The organism is Oleiphilus sp. HI0066, assembly GCF_001635725.1.
This window is the reverse complement of sequence record NZ_LWFH01000621.1, coordinates 1-801: the sequence shown is the minus strand read 5'-3', so window position 1 is coordinate 801 and position 801 is coordinate 1. Positions and strand designations below refer to the sequence as shown.

Here is an 801-nt window from a genome sequence, read left to right as displayed (position 1 = left end):
TGCCAGAAGCTTTGATGCAAGCTTTTGGTACGCCAACTAAAGTTTTGGATTTGATTTTGACGCCTGAAAAAGAACTGGCGAGAGCTGACGCGTCAACGGTATTAGAGGCGATTGCGGAAAAAGAATTTTATTTGCAAATGCCGCCAGTTGACTCCGAATCTGCGGAAAATTTGGCGATGGCTCCGCGCGACTCCTTAAATGGCTAATTCGGATTTAACACAGCCTTTTTGGGAGCGAAAAACGCTCGCTCAAATGACGTCTAGCGAGTGGGAAAGCTTGTGTGACGGCTGTGCTAAGTGTTGCTTATATAAGCTTCAAGATGATGAGACAGACGAAGTGTTTTATACCTCTGTCGCGTGTCGAAAGTTGGATCTTGAAACTTGTCGGTGTACTGTCTATCGAGATAGGTTAAAGCATGTTCCAGAATGTTTGGATCTGATTCAGGAAGACTTGGACGCGCTTGATTGGCTGCCGAGTTCATGTGCATATCGTATGGTATCAGAAGGTCGTGGTTTGGCGTCTTGGCACCCTCTAGTAAGTGGTGATGCTGATTCGGTGCATAAAAAAGGGATGTCAGCGCTTGGTCGAGTGGTGTCGGAAGATACTGTTGCGGAAGAAGAGCTTGAACTGTACATCATTGAAGAATTCTCTACGGAAAAATAGTGTTGATTGATTTACCTTCTTACATCGTAGCCTGGCTTGTTTATTTGCTCTCAAGTGTTGGCTTGCTGATTGTTGTTTGGCGTATGACACGAAATTGGACATGGCGTCGCACGCGTCGCGTTACTCGAATTGTTATCG

General features: G+C 45.6%; 2 protein-coding genes. Both read left to right on the top strand.

Features of this window, described 5'->3' with window-relative positions; genetic code table 11:
- Nucleotides 1-206: YcgL domain-containing protein (locus A3738_RS08030; protein WP_197473702.1), on the top strand; the 206-nt coding region annotated here is incomplete at its 5' end.
- Nucleotides 199-663, top strand: coding sequence for a YcgN family cysteine cluster protein (locus A3738_RS08025; protein ID WP_068473229.1), 465 nt, complete (start codon nt 199-201; stop codon nt 661-663). The genes A3738_RS08030 and A3738_RS08025, both read left to right, overlap by 8 nt.
- Nucleotides 664-801: the final 138 nt, after the last annotated feature.